18 protein-coding genes and 3 pseudogenes are annotated in these 17422 nt (G+C 73.2%); 11 read left to right on the plus strand and 10 right to left on the minus strand.

Features of this window, described 5'->3' with window-relative positions; genetic code table 11:
* Window positions 1-3: 3 nt before the first annotated feature.
* From lysA to ABEB13_RS08470, 5 genes are all read left to right on the plus strand, one after another.
* Window positions 4-1278: a diaminopimelate decarboxylase gene (gene lysA / locus ABEB13_RS08450; RefSeq protein WP_345704968.1), complete on the plus strand. Its 1275-nt coding sequence runs from the start codon at window positions 4-6 to the stop codon at window positions 1276-1278.
* A gap of 107 nt (window positions 1279-1385) precedes the next feature.
* Window positions 1386-2867 (plus strand): APC family permease, encoded by a 1482-nt coding sequence (locus tag ABEB13_RS08455; protein WP_345704969.1) that lies wholly within the window; start codon window positions 1386-1388, stop codon window positions 2865-2867.
* A gap of 561 nt (window positions 2868-3428) precedes the next feature.
* Complete coding sequence (locus ABEB13_RS08460) at window positions 3429-3782, plus strand: hypothetical protein (protein WP_345704970.1); 354 nt, start codon at window positions 3429-3431, stop codon at window positions 3780-3782.
* A gap of 160 nt (window positions 3783-3942) precedes the next feature.
* A complete protein-coding gene (locus ABEB13_RS08465) occupies window positions 3943-4122 on the plus strand; it encodes a hypothetical protein (protein WP_345704971.1) in 180 nt (59 codons plus the stop codon).
* Window positions 4123-4187: 65 nt separating this feature from the next.
* Window positions 4188-4601, plus strand: a complete 414-nt coding sequence (locus ABEB13_RS08470) for a barstar family protein (RefSeq protein WP_345704972.1) — start codon at window positions 4188-4190, stop codon at window positions 4599-4601.
* 150 nt (window positions 4602-4751) lie between these two features.
* On the opposite strand, the gene ABEB13_RS08475 is transcribed toward ABEB13_RS08470, so the two are convergent.
* A complete protein-coding gene (locus ABEB13_RS08475; RefSeq protein WP_345704973.1) occupies window positions 4752-5393 on the minus strand; it encodes a TIGR03086 family metal-binding protein in 642 nt (213 codons plus the stop codon).
* 122 nt (window positions 5394-5515) lie between these two features.
* Between ABEB13_RS08475 and ABEB13_RS08480 the strand changes: the two genes are divergently transcribed.
* On the plus strand, window positions 5516-6211 hold the full coding sequence (locus tag ABEB13_RS08480; RefSeq protein WP_345704974.1) for a helix-turn-helix domain-containing protein: 696 nt from the start codon (window positions 5516-5518) through the stop codon (window positions 6209-6211).
* A 102-nt stretch (window positions 6212-6313) separates the two neighbouring features.
* Here the strand turns inward: ABEB13_RS08480 and ABEB13_RS08485 are convergent.
* Window positions 6314-7482, minus strand: a pseudogene (locus ABEB13_RS08485) (S1 family peptidase).
* 234 nt (window positions 7483-7716) lie between these two features.
* Window positions 7717-8761 (minus strand): annotated as a pseudogene (locus ABEB13_RS08490) (LysR family transcriptional regulator).
* Here ABEB13_RS08490 and ABEB13_RS08495 point away from each other — a divergent pair.
* The gene (locus ABEB13_RS08495) at window positions 8748-9560 is read left to right on the plus strand and encodes an inositol monophosphatase family protein (protein WP_345704975.1); all 813 of its coding nucleotides are present in this window, start codon (window positions 8748-8750) and stop codon (window positions 9558-9560) included. The pseudogene ABEB13_RS08490 and the gene ABEB13_RS08495 overlap by 14 nt on opposite strands.
* Before the next feature lie 78 nt (window positions 9561-9638).
* Window positions 9639-10286, plus strand: a complete 648-nt coding sequence (locus ABEB13_RS08500) for an NADPH-dependent F420 reductase (protein ID WP_380231045.1) — start codon at window positions 9639-9641, stop codon at window positions 10284-10286.
* Between the two features lie 40 nt (window positions 10287-10326).
* Here the strand turns inward: ABEB13_RS08500 and ABEB13_RS08505 are convergent, their stop codons facing one another.
* From ABEB13_RS08505 to ABEB13_RS08530, 6 genes are all read right to left on the minus strand, one after another.
* Complete coding sequence (locus ABEB13_RS08505; protein WP_345704976.1) at window positions 10327-11946, minus strand: glycoside hydrolase family 15 protein; 1620 nt, start codon at window positions 11944-11946, stop codon at window positions 10327-10329.
* Window positions 11904-12155, minus strand: coding sequence for a trehalase-like domain-containing protein (locus tag ABEB13_RS08510; protein ID WP_345704977.1), 252 nt, complete (start codon window positions 12153-12155; stop codon window positions 11904-11906). Before ABEB13_RS08510 ends, ABEB13_RS08505 begins: the two co-directional genes overlap by 43 nt.
* Before the next feature lie 154 nt (window positions 12156-12309).
* Window positions 12310-12984 (minus strand): response regulator, encoded by a 675-nt coding sequence (locus ABEB13_RS08515; protein ID WP_345704978.1) that lies wholly within the window; start codon window positions 12982-12984, stop codon window positions 12310-12312.
* A 138-nt stretch (window positions 12985-13122) separates the two neighbouring features.
* Window positions 13123-13683, minus strand: coding sequence for a hypothetical protein (locus tag ABEB13_RS08520; protein WP_425559873.1), 561 nt, complete (start codon window positions 13681-13683; stop codon window positions 13123-13125).
* 185 nt (window positions 13684-13868) lie between these two features.
* A complete protein-coding gene (locus ABEB13_RS08525) occupies window positions 13869-14300 on the minus strand; it encodes a hypothetical protein (RefSeq protein ID WP_345704979.1) in 432 nt (143 codons plus the stop codon).
* A 16-nt stretch (window positions 14301-14316) separates the two neighbouring features.
* Window positions 14317-14865 (minus strand): universal stress protein, encoded by a 549-nt coding sequence (locus ABEB13_RS08530; protein WP_345704980.1) that lies wholly within the window; start codon window positions 14863-14865, stop codon window positions 14317-14319.
* A gap of 330 nt (window positions 14866-15195) precedes the next feature.
* Here ABEB13_RS08530 and ABEB13_RS08535 point away from each other — a divergent pair, with 330 nt between their 5' ends.
* The 3 genes and pseudogenes from ABEB13_RS08535 (at window position 15196) to ABEB13_RS08545 (ending at window position 16748) form a co-directional block, all read left to right on the plus strand.
* Window positions 15196-15591 (plus strand): hypothetical protein, encoded by a 396-nt coding sequence (locus ABEB13_RS08535; protein ID WP_345704981.1) that lies wholly within the window; start codon window positions 15196-15198, stop codon window positions 15589-15591.
* 258 nt (window positions 15592-15849) lie between these two features.
* Window positions 15850-15993, plus strand: a pseudogene (locus ABEB13_RS08540) (diaminopimelate decarboxylase); the annotation flags it as partial.
* A 233-nt stretch (window positions 15994-16226) separates the two neighbouring features.
* Window positions 16227-16748, plus strand: a complete 522-nt coding sequence (locus ABEB13_RS08545; protein ID WP_345704982.1) for a universal stress protein — start codon at window positions 16227-16229, stop codon at window positions 16746-16748.
* 93 nt (window positions 16749-16841) lie between these two features.
* On the opposite strand, the gene ABEB13_RS08550 is transcribed toward ABEB13_RS08545, so the two are convergent.
* Window positions 16842-17066 carry a hypothetical protein gene (locus ABEB13_RS08550; protein ID WP_345704983.1) on the minus strand — a complete coding sequence of 75 codons (225 nt, stop codon included), beginning with the start codon at window positions 17064-17066 and terminating at the stop codon, window positions 16842-16844.
* Between the last annotated feature and the right edge of the window lie 356 nt (window positions 17067-17422).

A 17422-nucleotide genomic window follows, 5' to 3' on the forward strand; every position in this document is an offset into this window, starting at 1 on the left:
GCAATGGCGACGACGCAGGCGGCCCGGGAGCTGGTGGGGCTGTTCCCGCCCGGGACTGTCCAGGACGAGGCGGGCGCGTTGGTGCTCGGCGGAGTCCCGGTGGCCGAGCTCGCCGAGACGTACGGCACGCCCGCACTGATCGTCGACGAGGCCTCGATCCGCGCCCGTGCCCGTCAGTACGCCCGCGGCCTGGCCGCACGCTGGCCGAACTCCCGGGCCACCTTCGCCTCCAAGGCCTTCCCCTGTACGGCCGTCTACCGGCTGCTGGTGGAGGAGGGCCTCGGTGTCGACGTCGCCGGCGGCGGCGAGCTGACCCTCGCCCTCGCCGCGGGCGCCGACCCGGCCGGGCTGGTCGTGCACGGCAACGCCAAGACCGAGGAGGAACTGCGCCTCGCCGTCGAGGCCGGCGCCGGGACGATCGTCGTCGACAACTTCGACGACATCGACAAGCTGGAGAAGATCCTCGCCCCGACCCCGACCGCCGGGAGCGGCGGCGGGCAGGGCGTGCTGGTCCGGATCACCCCCGACATCCGCCCGGACACCCACGAGGCGATCTCCACCGGCCAGCACGGCTCCAAGTTCGGCCTGCTCCTGCCGCAGGCCCGCGAGGCGATCGCACGGCTGCGCACCAGCGACCGGCTGCGGCTGGACGGCGTCCATGTCCACGTCGGCTCGCAGATCCTGGACCTCGAACCGTTCGCGCAGGCCGTGGAGGCCGTCGCCGAGCTCGGCGAGTTCGCCGTCTACGATCTGGGCGGCGGCCTCGGCTCCCGGTACACCTACCCCGACCACCCGCCCACGGTGGAGGCGTACCTCGACGCCATCACCGACGTGGCGAAGCGCCTGCTCCCGGCCGACGCCCGGATCCTGATCGAACCCGGCCGCTCGATGGTCGCCGAGTCCGGCGTCTCGCTCTACCGGGTCGTCTCCGTGAAGCGCGGCGGCGGCCACACCTTCGTCGCCGTCGACGGGGGCATGGGCGACAACCTCGAGGTCTCGCTCTACCAGCAGCGCTTCGAGGCCGCGGTCGCCACCCGCCCGACCGGCGAGGGCGAGCTGTGCCGACTGGTCGGCCACCACTGCGAGTCCGGCGACACCCTCAGCGCGGACGTCCCGCTCGACGACCCGCGCGTCGGCGACCTGATCGCCGTCCCGGTCACCGGCGCCTACACCTACGCGCTCAGCAACAACTACAACGGCGCGCGCCGACCCCGGTGGTCTTCGTCCGCGACGGCGAGCACCGCCCCGTCGTGCGTCGCGAGACCTACGCCGACCTGATGCGCCGCGACCTGCCGTAGACCCGCCGCAACGGCACCTCCTCCCCGCCCCGGGCCTCACCGCCGGGTCGGGAGGCCATCCTGCCCTGCCCAGAGAAAGGCATCCGCATGCCCCCTCGGAACGATCTGAGACTCCGCCAGCAGTTGCTGCGGCGCAAGCCGGTCTCAGCCTTCCTGACCCAGGACGCCCTCGGCGACGGAGACGGTGGCGGCCACCGGAGCGGCGGGCTGCGCCGCACCATGGGCACCTTCCAGCTCACGATGATCGGCGTCGGGGCCACCATCGGTACGGGAATCTTCTTCACCCTGAGCACGGCCGTCCCCCAGGCCGGTCCCGCGGTGATCCTCTCCTTCGTGATCGGCGCGATCACCGCCGCCCTCACCGCGCTCTGCTACGCCGAACTCACCTCGGCCGTCCCGGTCTCCGGTTCCTCCTACTCCTACGCCTACGCGACGCTGGGCGAACTCGCGGCCTGGATCGTCGGCTCCTGCCTGGTGCTGGAGTACGCCGTCTCGGGCGCGGCCATCGCGGTGAGCTGGGGCCAGTACCTCAACGACCTGACGCAGCGCCTGTTCGGCTTCACCATGCCCGCCGCGATCTCGGCCCCGCCGGGCGACGGCGGCCACGTCAATCTGCCGGGCGTGGTCCTGGTCGTCCTGTGCTGTCTGGTGCTGATGCGCGGCAGCAGGGAGTCCGCGCTGCTCAACACGGTCATGGTGCTGATCAAGCTGGGCGTGCTGGTGCTCTTCGTCGTCATCGGCGCCACCGGCTTCCACCGCAGCAATCTGCACCCGTTCGCGCCGCTCGGCTTCGCCGGCATCAGCGCGGCGGCGTCGTCCGTCTTCTTCTCCTTCATCGGGCTCGATGCGGTCTCCACCGCGGGCGAGGAGGTCAAGAACCCGCAGAAGACACTGCCGCGGGCCGTCATCTGCGCACTGCTGGTCGTGACCGCGTTCTACTGCGTCGTCGCCCTCGTCGGCGTCGGCGCACAGAACTGGACCCTGTTCAACGGCCAGGACGCGGGCCTGTCCGCGATCCTCCAGCACGTCACCGGCCAGGCCTGGCCCGGCGCGGTCCTGTCGGCCGGCGCGGTCGTCTCCATCGTCAGCGTCACGCTCGTGGTCATCTACGGCCAGACGCGCATCCTCTACGCGATGGGCCGCGACGGCATGCTGCCGCCGATCTTCCGCACGGTGAACCCGCGCAGCGGAACGCCCGTCGGCAACACCCTGATCGTCGGAGCGTTCATCGCGGGGCTGGCCGCGTTCGTGCCGCTGGACTGGCTGGCGAACCTCACCTCCATGGGCACGCTGGTCGCCTTCGCGGTCGTCTCGGTGGGCGTGATCGTCCTGCGGGTGCGCGAGCCGCACCTGCAGCGCGCCTTCAAGGTCCCGGGCTACCCGGTGGTGCCGGCCCTGTCGGTGGTCTTCTGCGGCTACCTGATCTGGAACCTGCCCGCGGACACGTTCATCCTCTTCGCCGGCTGGCTGGTGCTGGCACTGGGCGTCTACTTCGGCTACAGCCGCAAGCACTCCCGCCTCGGCCGGCCGGCGGCGGAGACGGCGCCGGAGCCCGTACTGGCCGATTAGATCCGTGTCGCGTGGTGATCCGTCCGCGGCATCACCGGTGCCCGGCGGGGAACCCCGGCCGGGCATCTGGACAGACTCACCGTGGGCGGGGCAGTCCTTGATCTTCTCCTCGCCGTCCGCGTCGGTGGTGCAGGCCGGGCTGCCGGCGCCCTCGTCGGCGCACGGGTCGCTCCGGGAGACGCCGAGGGCGACGGTGGCACCCGCGCGCACGCCCCGCAGCCGGGTGGGGCAGCGACGGGCAGGATCGGCAGCCTGCCGAGAAGCGGGAACGGCACGTGTCTCTCCCGAGAGGCGCGGGGCGGCCCGAATCGCGGCCGGGCGGGCGGACAGAATGACGGGCCGTCAGGTGACCGTCGTCGTGCGCGCGGTCAGAGCAGTCCGCCACCACGGGCCCGCGAGCATCTCGTCGTGTGCTGACTTCTCCGGTTCAGTGACGGACAGTCCGCAGGCGTGCTCGATGTCCGTCCACGCCCGCGAGTACTCGCACCAGTGTCAGCGAGCCGTAGGGTTGGCGCGCCAACAGCCGGGTGACAAGGGAGAAGCGTGCGGTCTGAGGAACACGTGGGGTGGAAGCAGGACTTCCCGGTCCGGTATCTCCTGGTGGGGGAAGACATCGGCGATGAGGAGGAGGGCGTGTTGTGGGGGCGGTGCGCAGAAGTCGAGGGTCTGTTCGTGGACCCGCCTCCGCTGTCGCGAGAGATTCTGACGCTTCGCGGCTGCCCGCGTGAGAGCCTGCTGGCCCAGGCCGTTACGGACAGCGCTCAGCCTGTGCGGCTGCTGGGGAACGGGACGCTCTCGATCGAGCCCACGGACCCCTCGAACGGCGGGCCGTTCCGCATCTGGGACCTGGAGGACGCGGCCGTCCTGGCCGGTGGCCCACGCCCGGCGATCCCGAGCGCGTGGACATCGTCGTAGGCACCGGCGTCAGGGAGGACGACTTCTGGGGCAGCAAGCAGCTGCCTGCGAGCCCTCGGTTCGACCTGTGGCTCCCGTCGCTGTTGGAGAACGGGCCTTCGGGCAGCTGCCGCTCCGTTGCCGGCCTGTTCACCCCGCGCCCCCGCGGCCGAGCGAGCCCGTGCGCCTGATCGGCTGCGAACCCGCCGAACCGCTGCTGGCCCTGCTGCGCCATCCCCTTCCGCAGACGGGTGATTCGATCGCGCTCCGGCGCCTCGACCGTCATGGCCGAACGATGACCAGGCACCGCCTCAACCCGCACAACGTCGAGGCACGGCCGTCCGTCCTCGGGGAATCCTGATCGACGTCACCTTCTCCGACCCCGGGGACGACCGCCCCACCCTGGCCGCCCGCCCCGTCTGGGAGATGTGGTCCGACGGCGTTCCCGCCCTGCGCAACCAGTGGGCGCCGTTCGACGCCGAGGGCCAGTCCGAGTGGCTGGACCTCACCCGCATCGGCTCATACGGGCCGGACGGCCTCTCCGGCGGGACGTACGACCTGGACGGACGGCACGTCACCAGCAGGACGAGCATGCTGCTGGCGCTCGGGGAAGCCCTGCTCGGCCCTGGCGCGAACTACGGGACATGCCTCGACTCGGTGGCGGACTGCCTGTGCGGCGGCCCCTCCGTCGTCCCCCCGTTCACCCTCGTTTGGCACCACGCCGACATCGCCCGCCGCGCCCTCGCCGGACACATCCTGCACCACCGTGGCGGCCTGTCCTACTTCGAGGAGACCGTGAACCTCCTCCGCGAAAACGGTGTCACCGTCGTACTCCAGTAAGGGAGACGACGGGTAGTCACGCCGCGGCGGGATCGCAGAAGCGGACCGGCATCCCGGTGGTCGTGGTGAACAGCTTGTGACGTGCCATCTCGGCTGCGATGCACGTCGGGGGCCGGAAGGGCGACCGGCCCCCGACCGGTCAGGGGACGTTCAGCGCTTCCGGCCGGACAGGGCCAAGGCGCGGGAGAACGTCGGCGCGTCGTCGGCGATCGGGACGGGTGCCGCGAAGCCGTCGTACTGGCGGAACATCTCGGCCCACTGCTCGACCTGGCCGAGCACCGCTGCGGAGGTGGCCTCGTCGAGCCGGTAGCTCTGGCCGGAGGCCTGCGCGGCCTCCCAGCCGTGCAGGGTGAACTCCAGCAGGATCATCCCGGCGATGGCCGCCGCCGGGACGGTGGAGTCGCCCATCGGCATCTGCTGCTTCCAGACCGCCGGCTCGGACCAGGCGGCCAGCGCCTTGTCGACCTGCTCGGCGTAGGCATCGGCCCAGCCGGGCTCGGCGGTGAAGTCGCGCTCGTACCACTCGGCCGGGACCGCACCGCCCTCCGCGCGCAGCGCGAAGTTGTGCGCCGTCCACAGGATCAGGTGGTTCACGACCGCGCGCAGGTCCCACTCGGCCGAGGGCGTCGCGGCGTCCAGCCCGGTCGGCTCGTCACGGATGCCGCGTACGACACGGACGGTCTCGGTGGCGGCGTTGCGCAGCCCGGTGTAGAGCACCGGCAGTTCGGGGTTGTCGTTCATGGAGACGACGGTACGGGCGCTGCGCGGCGCGGTCTTGAAGAAACGCGACACGCCTAGAATGCGGGCATGGCACAGAGACCTCCGACGGTGGGACGAGGTGTCCTGCACCCTGCGGAGGGCGCAAGCCGGTTCACCGTCACGCCCGTGCCCCCGGGCCCGGACTCGCGGCCTACGTGGAGTACCACTGGATCGTCCGCTGGGACGTGACCGGGCAGCCGCCGTACGAGCAGCAGGTCCTCGCTCACCCCAATGTGCACCTGGTCCTGGAGAAGTCGGGGCCCCTCGTCTACGGCGTGATCCGCGGCATCTTCACCCGCCGCCTGATCGGGGCGGGCCAGGTGCACGGGGTCAGGTTCCTCCCCGGCGGCTTCCGCGCCTTCACCGCCGGCCCGGCCCGGAAGCTGACCGACCACATCCTGCCCGCGGCCGGCGTCTTCGGCCCCGGGGCCGACGAGCTCTGCCCGCGCGTCCTCGCCTGCACGGACACGGACGCGATGGTGGCCCTCGTCGAGAGTTTCCTGCTGACCCATGTCCCGGCCGAGCCGGACCCGCACGTGGCCCGGGTCGCCGCGATGGTCGAGGCGATGACGGCCGATCGCACCATGGTCCGGGTCGAACAGGCCGCCGCCCGCTTCGAGACCTCGCCGCGCACCCTGCAACGCCTGTTCGCCGAGTACGTCGGCGTCTCCCCGAAGTGGGTGCTGCGCCGTGCCCGCCTCCAGGAGGCGGCGCAGCTGGCCGACAGCGGGTCCACGGACTGGGCGGCACTGGCTGCGGATCTCGGCTACGCCGACCAGGCCCACCTCACCCGCGACTTCACCTCGGTGGTCGGCGTCCCGCCGTCCCGGTACCGCCCTCGCGAGGGGTGACCCGCACCCCGGTGCCTGCCCTCGCCCGGCCGCCCGCTCCCGCCCCGGCGCAGTGGCCGGGGCGGGGGCTCACCTCGTACGTGACCCCGTGAGGGATCGGCGTCAGGCGGTGTGCAGGGTGAGGTGGTAGGCCGCCAGGATGGGATTGACCGGCTGGAACCAGGTCTCGCCGCCGGAGCTGCAGTTGCCCCAGCCGCCGGAGGTGACGCCCTGGGCCTGGTCGCCGGTGACGAAGGAACCCCGGAGTCGCCCGGTTCCGCGCACACATTGGTCTCGGTCAGGTTGTAGACGCTGCCCTGGCTGTAGTTGACCGTCTCGTTCTTGCCGAGGATCGTGCCGCAGTGCCAGTGCGTCGTCGATCCGGAGCGGCACACCGAGGAGCCGACCGGTGCCTCTGCCGAGCCGCGCACCAGGACGTCGGAGACGCTGCCCCAGCCCAGCACGACGGGGACGGTCCACCAGCCGCTGCCGACGTTGACCCAGGAGTAGTCGTTCCCCGGGAAGGTGCCGGCCTGGAAGTTCCCGATGTAGGAGTTGTCCCAGCCGTAGACGGCCGCCCCCGCCTGGGCGCAGTGGCCGGCACTGATGAAGCCTCCGTAGACCGAGAAGCCTATGGAGCAGCGGATGCCGTGGCTGTAGTACGGGTCGCCTCCGACGGTGCCGGCCGACAACGTGGTCGGAGCCGGGGTGTCCGCCCGGTGCACCGTGACGACGTCCGCGCTGTCGCCCCCTCCCGCCTCGGCGACGAAGGCGCGGACGGCGGGATCCTCGGCGGCGCCGGCCCGTACGTCGATCACGACGCTGTTCGTGCGGGGGTCGACGCGCCAGCCGCTGACCCCGGCGGGGGCCTTCTGCCTGCGGGCCAGCGCGTCGATCCTGGCCTTGGCCGCGTCGAGTGCCCTGCTGGTGTGGGCCACCAGGACGGTGCTCGCCCCGGTGCGCTCGACAGCCGGCGCAGCATCGGCGGCGGTGACGGCGACGACCAGCTTCTCGCCGGCCGCGTCGAACCATGCCCCGCCGAACGCGGTGCCGGCGGCCTGTTCCGCCTTCGGCGCGATCCGGGAGGCGTCCGCCTCCCGTTGCAGCCGGTGCGCTGCAGCGGACTCCGTCAGACCCAGGTCGTGGGCCATGGCCGCGACGACGGCTTGCGGGGCCGCGGGGCCGGACGCGGCGCGGGGGCTCGCCGCGACCGCTGTGGCCGGGCCCGCGCCCGCGACGGCCACTCCGAGCAGTGCCGTGATGCCGACGAGTGCGGCAGTTCTGCGCCTCATGTCGTTGCCTCTTCTGTGGTGGGGGGCGGGCATGCGGTGAGAGCGCTCTCAGGTGACGTCCGGGACATCGTAGGAGGCGGGGAAGCGACATGTCCATACCAATGCAAGAGGGGATGCCATAGAGCCTGATGGATCGTCACACTGCTACCAGGGGACAGCAATTACCCCAGCTGCATGGCTGAGGCACTCGACGGAGGGCGAGGATTCGGGTCCGCGGGAGCGGGACCCGGCGGCCTACCGATCGGCGGCCGGCGGCGCGAAGAGTGTCCGGACGGTCTCGGCTGCCGTCTCGCGCAGCCAGGTGTGGGCACGGTCGTCGTCGTAGCGCTGGTGCCACAGCAGGTACAGGGGGACGTCGGGCATCTGGAGCGGCAGGGTCAGCGCGACCAGGCCGAGCCGCTGCCGGGCCGCGCGGGTGACGGCGTCCGGAAGGGTGACCACGAGGTCGGTGGCGCAGGCGAGTTGCAGGGCGAAGGCGGCGGTGGGCCCGGCAGCGACAACACGCCGTTCGTGGCCGCGCGTGGCCAGGGCGTCGTCGATCCGGTCGCGCAGGCGTCCGCGCCGCGAGACGGTGAGGTGTTCGGCGGCGGCGTAGCGTTCGAGGCTCAGGGCCTTCGGCGAGCGGGTGGCCGGGGCGGACGGCGACGACCAGCCGGTCCCTGCCGACGAGGCGGTGGCGGATGTCGGGGAGCGCCGGCGGGGCGGCGCTGGATTCGAGATCGACCTCGCCCCGACGCAACTCGGGTGTGTCCGTGCCGGGTTCGGCGGACAGGCGCAGCTGGACACCGGGGGCCCGGCGGTGGACGGCGGTGATCAGGGCGGTGCCACAGGCCTCGACCAGGGCGTCGTGCCAGCGCACGGTGAACACCCGTTCCAGCGTCGTCAGGTCGAGTTCCTGCTGTGCGGAAAGGAGTTGGTGGGCCTGCTGCACGAGGGCGTGGACCTGGGCGCGGATGGCGAGTGCGCGGGTGGTGGGGACCATGCTGCGGCCGGTGCGGACCAGGATCTGGTCGCCGGTGGCCTTGCGGATGCGTCCCAGGGAGCGGCTCATCGCGGGTGCGGTGACGTGGAGGCGGGCCGCGGCGCCGGCGACGCTGCCCTCTTCCAGCAGCGCGTCCAGGGCCGTGAGCAGGTTCAGATCCAGTTGCATGGGAGTCACTCTACGAGTGACTGACATGCACTTGTTGTTAAGTGCCGGGGAGCCTACCTTCAGAGGGCGGGCGCCGGACAAGCCGCCCCGCACCCATCGGACCCGAGGAGCCCCCATGAGCATCGCCATGCCTTTCGCCGCCGACACGACGCTCCTCTCCGACGTGGTGGCCGCGGTGAGGACCGCCGGCCTCACGCTGCGCGACCGCCACACCACGCACGCCCGGGGCGTGAGCCTGGACGAGATCGTCGAGGAGATCCACGCCAACGACGATGCGGTGCTGGACGTGCTGCGGGAGCCGCTGCTGCGGGCCCGGCCCGGATCGCAGTGGGCCGAGGACGAGCTGGCCGGCGGCGCGCTCCCGCTCGGGGAGTGGTGGGTCGTCGACCCGGCCGAGGGCAACATCAACCACGTCCACGGCATGTCGGACTGGGCCGTGACCGCCACCCTGGTCCGCGACAACCGGCCGGTGCTCACCGTCGTCCACCTGCCGCTGACCGGCGACACCTACACCGCCGTCGCCGGTGGTGGGGCCCGCCTCGACGACCGGCCCCTGAAGGTGTCCGCCAAGACCGATCTCGGCGCCGCGCTCACCGGTACCGGTCAGGCCAGGCCCGGCGAGGACGAGCGCACCTTCCGACGGATCGGGGACTCGGTCACCGCCATGCTGATCAACGGACTCGTCGTACGGGTGTCCGTTCCCGCCACGATGCAGCTCATCCACGTCGCGGCCGGACGCATGGACGCGTTCTGGCAGTTCTCCGACGTCCGCTCCGGCCTGGTCGCCGGTGCCCTGCTGGTCTCCGAGGCCGGAGGCACCGTCACCGACCTGGCGGGCGAGCCCTGGCACACGGGCAGCCGCGACTTCCTGGCCGCCGCACCCGGCCTCCACGCCGCCGCCCTCGAGGTTCTCTCCCCGATCGCCTGACCGCGAAGCAGCCGAGGGCTTGTCCGACAAGCCCTGGCACCCCCGCTCGTCCCACCGACACCGAAGGACCATCACCTCATGACCAGTATCGGCATCCTGGGCGCAGGCCGCGTCGGCACGAGCCTCGCCGACAAGCTCGCCGCCACCGGACACCACGTCACCCTCGGCCGCCGCAGCCCGATGCGGGAGACCACCGCGCCCGTCGAAGCCACCGGCCCGCGCATCGCCTTCGCCGACCAGCGCACCACCGCCCGCACCGCGGACATCGTGATCAACGCGACGCCCGGCGACAGCGCCCTGGACCGCCTTGCCGGCCTGCGGACGGAGCTCGCCGGCAAGATCCTCGTCGATGTCTCCAACGCCACCCGCGACGCCGCAGACGGCCTGCCCGGCGACCTGTGCTACCCAGGCAGCAGCCTCGCGGAGCACCTCCAGGCTGCCCTCCCCGACACCCGTGTGGTCAAGACCCTCAACACCATGCTGTTCACGGTCATGACCGCCCCCGACATCCTGGCCGTCCCGCCGACCGCCTATCTCTCGGGGAACGACGAACACGCCAAGAAGACCGTCACCGGCCTGCTCGGCGACCTGGGCTGGCAGCCCGCCTGGATCGAGGACCTGGGCGACATCACCACGGCCCGCGCCACCGAGGCCATGATCCTCGTGGTCCCCCACGTCCTGCGCCGAACGGGCTTCCGGCCCTTCGCCGTCTCACTCGCCCGCTGATCCCGGGCCGGGGCCCGCCACCGGTAGGCGCCCCGGCCGATCAGCTCGTCCGGTGGGCCCGCCGGGCCGCCTCCGCCTCGGAGATCGCCCACGCCGCGTTGACGAGGCCGATGTGGCTGAAGGCCTGCGGGAAGTTGCCCAGCAGGCCCGCGCCGTCCGGTGCGATCTCCTCGGCCAGCAGGCCGACGTCGTTCGCGACGCCGGCCGCACGCTCGAAGTACGCGATGGCCGCTTCGGTCTCACCGGCCATCGCGAGCGCCTGGGCCAGCCAGAACGTGCACAGCAGGAAGGTGCCCTCCTCCCCCGCTAGGCCGTCGTCCGTGTCCAGGTAGCGGTAGACGAGCCCGCTCGGGCTGGTGAGGCGGTCGCGGATCGCGTCGATGGTGGCGCGCATGCGGGGCGACCCGGCCTCGGTGAATCCCACGATCGGCATGACGAGCACCGAGGCGTCCAGCCGGTCGGAGCCGAACGCCTGCGTGTACGCGCCCGCCGTCGCGCTCCAGGCCTGCTCCTCGATGGCCGCGCGGATCTCCTCCCGGGACCGGGTCCACGCGGGTACGCGGTCGGCGGCATCGAGATCCTCGGCAAGATCGATCGCGCGGGCCAGGGCGACCCAGCACATGAGCTTGGAGTACACGAAGTGCTGCGGTCCGCTGCGGACCTCCCAGATGCCCTGGTCCGGTTCGGTCCACCGGGCCGCGGCCAGATCGGCCAGTCCCGAGAGGAACTGCCTGGTCGGACGGTCGAGGCCGCCCAGGTACGCCCGGAGCCGGTGCGCGGCGCCCAGGAGCTCCCCGTAGACGTCGAGTTGGCGCTGCCGCCAGGCCGCGTTGCCGACCCGGACCGGCCTGCTGCCCCGCCACCCGGAGAGGTGGTCCAACTCGCGTTCCGTCAGGTCGCGTTCACCCCTGATCCCGAACATGATCTGCATGTCGTGGGTGTGTGCGGGATCGTTCGCGGCGGCCTGCGCCATCCAGCCGAAGAAGGCTTCCGCCTCGTCCGGGCAGGCCGCGACCCAGAGTGCGTCGAGGGTGAACGAGGCATCCCGTACCCAGGCGAACCGGTAGTCCCAGTTGCGGACCCCTCCGACGGTCTCCGGGAGCGAGGTCGTGGGCGCCGCGACGATCGCACCGGTGGGCTGGAAGGTGAGCGCCTGGAGCACACGGCCGCTGTGCCGGACCTCCTTCTCCCACCGGCCCTCGTACGTCTGGTGCAGCTCGGACCAGGACTGCCAGGCGAGGACGGTGTCGTCGAGGAGCGCCTGGATCTCGTCCTGGGACAGCAGCCGGGGCGTGCCCCCGGCCGGGGTGTACTGGAGGGCGAAGGCCACCCGGTCGCCGGCGGCCAGGCGCACCCGGCCGCGTGCCCGGTCGGTGATCTCGAACGGCACCGGCGAGGAGAGGCACAGCGAGTCCGGCCCGCCGTGGCAGCGCATCCCCCCGTCGACCGGGATCAGCAGCGGCCGGATCATGCCGTACTCGGGCCTCGGCGCGAATTCCACCACCAGCTCGACCGTGCCCCGGGTGCACTCCGCGACCCGCAGCAACAGGTGCGGCGCGTCCTTGCCGAGGTCGTGTCCGCGCCGGCCGAACCCCATGGCCAGCGCGTCGGTCAGGGTCACGCTTCCGGCATCCGTCCGGAAGTCGGTCCGCAGCACCATCGTGCGGTCCCGGTAGGCACGCCGGGTCGTGAAGGCCTCCCCGGCCTGATCGACCAGTGGCCCGCCTCCGCGTCCAGGAGGCGGCCCAGCACCGACCGGGCGTCGAAGCACGGCATGCACAGCCAGTCGACCGAGCCGCCCGTGCTGATCAGCGCGGCGGTCTGGCAGTCGGACACCATCGCGTAGCCCTCGATCGGCACGTCGCTCATCCGCAGCACCTCCCGCCGACCCCTCGATTGTCCGCCGCCCCGGCCCGATCGGCAGCCGAGGAGCGCGGCTGTGGAGCACTGGACGTGGCGGCCGGGGGCGAGGACGAGGGGCGCCGGACCGCGCGGTGCAGCGGCACCCCCGTGCCCCGCCGGGTCACGGGTCGAAGCGGTAGCCGATGCCCGGCTCGGTGACGAGGTGACGCGGCCGCGCGGGGTCGCGCTCCAACTTGCGGCGCAGGCCGGCGAAGTAGACCCGCAGGTAGTTGCCGTGGTCCTCCTGCTCGGGCCCCCAGACGTCGTGCAGGATCTGCCGGCCGGGGACGAGTCGGCCGGGACGGGCCAGGAGGACGGTGAGGATCTTCCACTCGGTGGGGGTCAGCCGCACCGGTCCCTCGGGGCCGACGACGGTGGCCGCCGCGACGTCCACCTCGTGGGCGCCGATGACGGCCCGCAGCGGCGGCGCCTCGACCGGGGACCTGCGCAGGACGGCGCGGAGGCGGGCGAGGAGTTCGTCCATGACGAACGGCTTGGTGAGGTAGTCGTCGGCTCCGGCGTCCAGCGCCCGGACCTTCTCGGCGGCGTTGTCGCGTCCGGACACCACGATGATCGGCACGGAGCTCCACGCGCGGAGGCTGCCGATGATGTCCATGCCGTCGGCGTCGGGCAGTCCGAGGTCGAGCAGAACGGCCTCGGGCAGGACGCGGCCCGCCAGGTCGAGGGCTTCGGCGCCGGTGGCCGCGGTGAGGACGGCGTAATGGCGCGCGTGGAGGTTGATCGTGAGGGCCCGCAGGATGCCGGGTTCGTCGTTCACCACGAGGATGCGGCTCACGCCGTCACCTCCCTGGGGTCCGCGAGGGCTCCGGCGGGCGGGCCCGCGGCGGGTGCGGGGCCCTTCATGCACTCGCCTGCATACGAAGGCGCAGCCGGCGGACGGCGGCGTCGGTGTGCCGGCGCAGGGCGCGGTCGATCACGGCGCCGCGCTGGTTCTGCAGGGCGCGTTGCCACAGCCGGGCGGGTTCGACCTCGGGGATGAGGACGGTGATGCGGTCGTAGGTGCGCTCCGTACCGAGGTGGTCGACGAACGCCGCGATGGGCCGGCCGAGGCGGCGGTGGGCGTCGGGGATCTCGACGAGCGGGACGCCGGGGCGCCACAGCTCCCAGTCGCGGCGACGGGGGTACCCCGGCCGGAGGCTGGGGGAACCCCGGCCGCCTGCCGGTCCTCGGTGTCGGGCGCGGTGTGGACGACGGTGACGGCGAGCACCTCGTCGCCGAGGGAGACGGCGGCGCAGAGGGCGTCACGGGTGAGCCGGGTGATGGCGGTGACCGGGACGACGACCAGGGAGCGCTGCCGGGTGACCGGGCCGGGGATGCGGCCGAGTTCCAGACGCTCGCCGATCCGGGCGTAGCTGCGGTGGATCATCGCGTCGAGCGACAGCGCGGCCAGGCCGCCGGGGTGCTCAGCCGGTCGCGCTGCCGGGCCGGCCGCGGGCCGGTGTCGGGGGTTGCGCCGCAGTCCGTTGCTGCGCACCGGTGGCATCGAGCATCGAAGGGGTCCTCCACGAATCGAACGTTCCCCGATCCTGTCGGGTGCGCGGGGGCCCGCCCCCGACCCATACGGGAATCTGACGCGGCCGGCCCGAGCCCTGACACGACCTTGACGCGCAGGTGACGCCGCCGTCCCGGGCCGCTCCCACGGAGCGCCGTGGCGCCCGGTCATTCCCGTTTCTCCCGGGCGGGATCGGGCACGCGCAGGACCTGCATCCGGATCCTGCGGCGGGGCAGTGCCGCCGGCAGCGCGGCCGCGAGGGCGGCGGCGGCGAACAGAGCGAGCCGCGCGCACTCCACTCCCGTGTCGCCCCAGGCCAGTTCGGCGTAGCGGTGGACGACGAATCCGTTGAGGAAGAGCCATCCGGCGCCCGCGATCAGCGGCGTCGCCGCCGGGCGGGAGACGGCCCCGAGGACGGCGCAGAGGGCGGCGAAGGCGGCGAGGACGATGCCGCCGGCGTGCCGTTCCCCGACCGCCGCCATGACCGTGGTCAGGACGGCGAAGGCGACCAGGGCGAGGGCACCCGACATGCTCACGGGCAGGCGGTCCACCACCGGCCGCAGCGCGCGTCCGCCGGGGCGGGCGTAGTAGAAGTCCATGGTCGGTGCCTGCCTCTCAGTGGATCGCGGCCGGGGTGCCCGGCAGGTGCCAGACGTTCCGGCGGTGGAAGGCCTCCAGCTCCTTCTGGAGTGCGGGCTTCGGCACGGCGAGGACCGGGCAGGCGGCGTGCTTGACGCAGTGCGTCGTCACCGACGGCCGCAGGCCCCGGCGGAGCAGGCCGCCGCTGCCCGCACCGACCGCCAGCAGGTCGTCGGACCGGTCGGCCGCGCGCACCAGGACGAGGCCGGCGTCGCCGCGCACCACCCGGGCGCGCAGCGGGACGCCGGCGGGGGCACCGCCGAAGGCCTCCTGCAGTGCCTGGCCCAGGCGGGCGGCGGCGGACTCCTGCCAGGCGGTGAGCAGCGGCGGGCAGGGGGCGCGGCGATAGAGGTGCTCGCCGCCCTGCGGGAGCCAGGCCAGGACGGCCAGGACCTCCGCGTCGGTGCGGCGGGCCTCGTCGACGGCCCGGTGCAGCGCTGCCAGACTGCCGAGGGATCCGCTGACACCGACGACGATCCGCCGTGTCCGTCGTCCGTCGTGATGGCCCTCGTCGATGCCGGTCATATCCGTTCCTCGTTCGCTCGGCTGTTGCTCCCAGCGAATCCCACGGATCGGCGGGCGGGCCGTTCCTTGACGCCTCCCTGACGCCGGCGAGGGCGTTCCGCACGCGTTCCTGACGGGCACCCCGCGGGCCGCCGCCCCGGCCGCCCGCAGGCCGGAGGCCGCCCGCGCGCGTCAAGGACCTGTCAGGGATCGTCCGCCGGCAGTCAACACAGCGTCAGGGATCCTTCCGACCGGGCGGGCTCCACCTAGCGTCGGTCCTGTTCGGCCCCTCGTCCAGCCCCGGGGCGGGACTCCCGTCCCGGATCCGTTCCGTCACCTGGAGCACCTCTCGTGACCTGTGCAGACACCGCTCCCCCGGAGTCCGAGCCGGAACCGGAGCCCGAACCGGAACCGGCGCAGCGGGGCACCTCGGCCGGTCCCGCCGCCCGGCGGGCACCCGAGCGTCCGCTGCTGGCGCTGGCCCGGGTGACGTACGGCGCGGTGCCGCTGGACTTCGAGGAGGTCGCGGCCCGGATCCCGGCGGTGCAGTGGGGGCTGGCGCTGGCCGGTGACGCCGACCTCGAACTGCATCTGGCCTGTGTCGACCGGCGCGAGCTGCGTGAGGTCGCCGCCGGCCTGCGCCGGGCCGGCGCCGCCCGTATCCGGGTCGAACTGGTCCTGCGCCGACTCGTCCCCGGGGCGGCACCGCTTCCCCCTGCGACCACCCCAAGGAGCGCCGTCGTATGAACCTCACCCCGGTCCGTCCGCGCCGCGCCGCCGAGCACCGCGGCACCACCGTCGGCAGCCCGTGGCCGGCCTCCGCCCTGCTGGAGCGCAGCGGGGAGCTCACGGTCGGCGGTGTCGCCCTGGCCGATGCCGCCGACCGGTTCGGCACGCCGCTGGCGGGTGCTGGGCACGGCAACGCCGAGAGTCCGGGAGAGCTGCGCCTGGCGCGGCGTCTGCGGGTGGGGCGGATCGCGGTGGACAACCCCGCCGAGCTCCTCCGCGGGCGCCTACCAGCTCTCCATGGCGCCCGGCTACAAGCCGGTCGGCCGGCCCGCCCTGGTCGCCGTCCGCGACGGCCGGTCCCGCCTGCTCATCCGGCGCGAGACCGTGGAGGACTTCCGGGCCCGCGAGGTCCACCCGTGAGCGGGGCCGCCGCGGAAGGGCCCCGCGGCCCCGCGTCGGCAATCGCCGGTGTCAAGGCGGCGTCAAGGTTGCTGCCCGGCGCGTAGTGCGTGCGTCAGGGAGCGGGGCGCCGGGAGCTGTCCGGGGTTCGAATGGACACGGGGCCGCCGGGGCCCCGCCCGGGTCGCCGGTTTGGCGGCCGGGTCGGCCGGGTCGCGGTTGGCGGCCGGGCGTTCGAACGAGGGCAGGTTGCCATGAACGAGGGTGTTCGGGTCGTCGTCGGCGTCAACGGCTCGCTGAGCAGTCTCGCCGCCGTGTACCGGGCGGTGGACGAGGCGGGACGGCGCGGGGCGACGCTGGTGCCGGTGATCGCCTGGTCGGATGCGGACGACAGGGGCCTGCGGCCGGCCTCGGAGCTGGAGCACGCGGCGAGCCGGCGCCTGGACACGGTCTTCGAGCAGGCCTTCGGCGGCTACCCGAACGACCTGGTGATCCGCCCACTGGTGGTCCGTTCCGATCCCGGCCGCGCCCTGGTCGCGGCGGCCGACCGGCCCACCGACCTGCTGGTCGTCGGCAGCGGCCGCCACGGCCGCCTCCACCATGCCCTGCACGGGTCGGTGCCCCGCCACTGCCGTGCCCACGCAGCATGCGAAGTCCTCGTGGTGTCACCGTCGGCCCTGCTGGAGAGCATGGAACTCACGGCACGGAGCGGCGCTCCGCTGCCGTTCCTGGCCGGCCGAAGGACGCCCTCGCGCCGTCCGGCCACGGCGTCGTGACGGACAGGCAGCACCGACCACCGGGACGCCCGGCACCGTGGGCCGGACGACTCGTCCGCCCCGCAGGAGACGGCCCAAGGCCCGCTCCGGCGGTCAGTCCACGTACCCGAGCGCGCTGTGGCACCGCGTCCACCGACCGGGCCACTCGGCGTCCGGGGAGGCGTCCGGGGACGCGACCGGGCCGTCGTCGTTCCCGGCGCAGGGCAGTGCGGTGCGCACGGGAAGCCGCACGATGTCGGCCGTGCGCACCGGACCGACGGCGGGAAGGCCGTCGACGGCACCGGAACCCGCGGACGCGACACTCTTCGTCGTACTCATGACCGTTCTCTCCTCGGAACGACGCCCCCGCACGGTCCGTGCGGCGGACAGCCGGGGATGCAACGCGACCGGGCGCCTTCGGGCGGCCCATCCGCGTGCCGGTGTCCGCCTCCAGTGGAACCCCCGCCGCGAGGGACGTCCTCGGTCTTGACGCACCGGCTACGCCGTCGCCACCTGCCTTGACACACCCTTGACGTCCCACCGGCCGGACACCGGGCCCCGGAACCGGGCCGGCCCGGACCGGGCCCGCCCGCATCGACGTCAACACCGTGCATGGAGGCGCCTTCGCAGGATCAAGGACGTGTCAGGGCCCGGCCGAAGAGGACTCCACCGGGGGATACCGTCACTGCTGCGCC

The organism is Kitasatospora paranensis (assembly GCF_039544005.1).
Classification (GTDB): Bacteria; Actinomycetota; Actinomycetes; order Streptomycetales; family Streptomycetaceae; genus Kitasatospora; species Kitasatospora paranensis.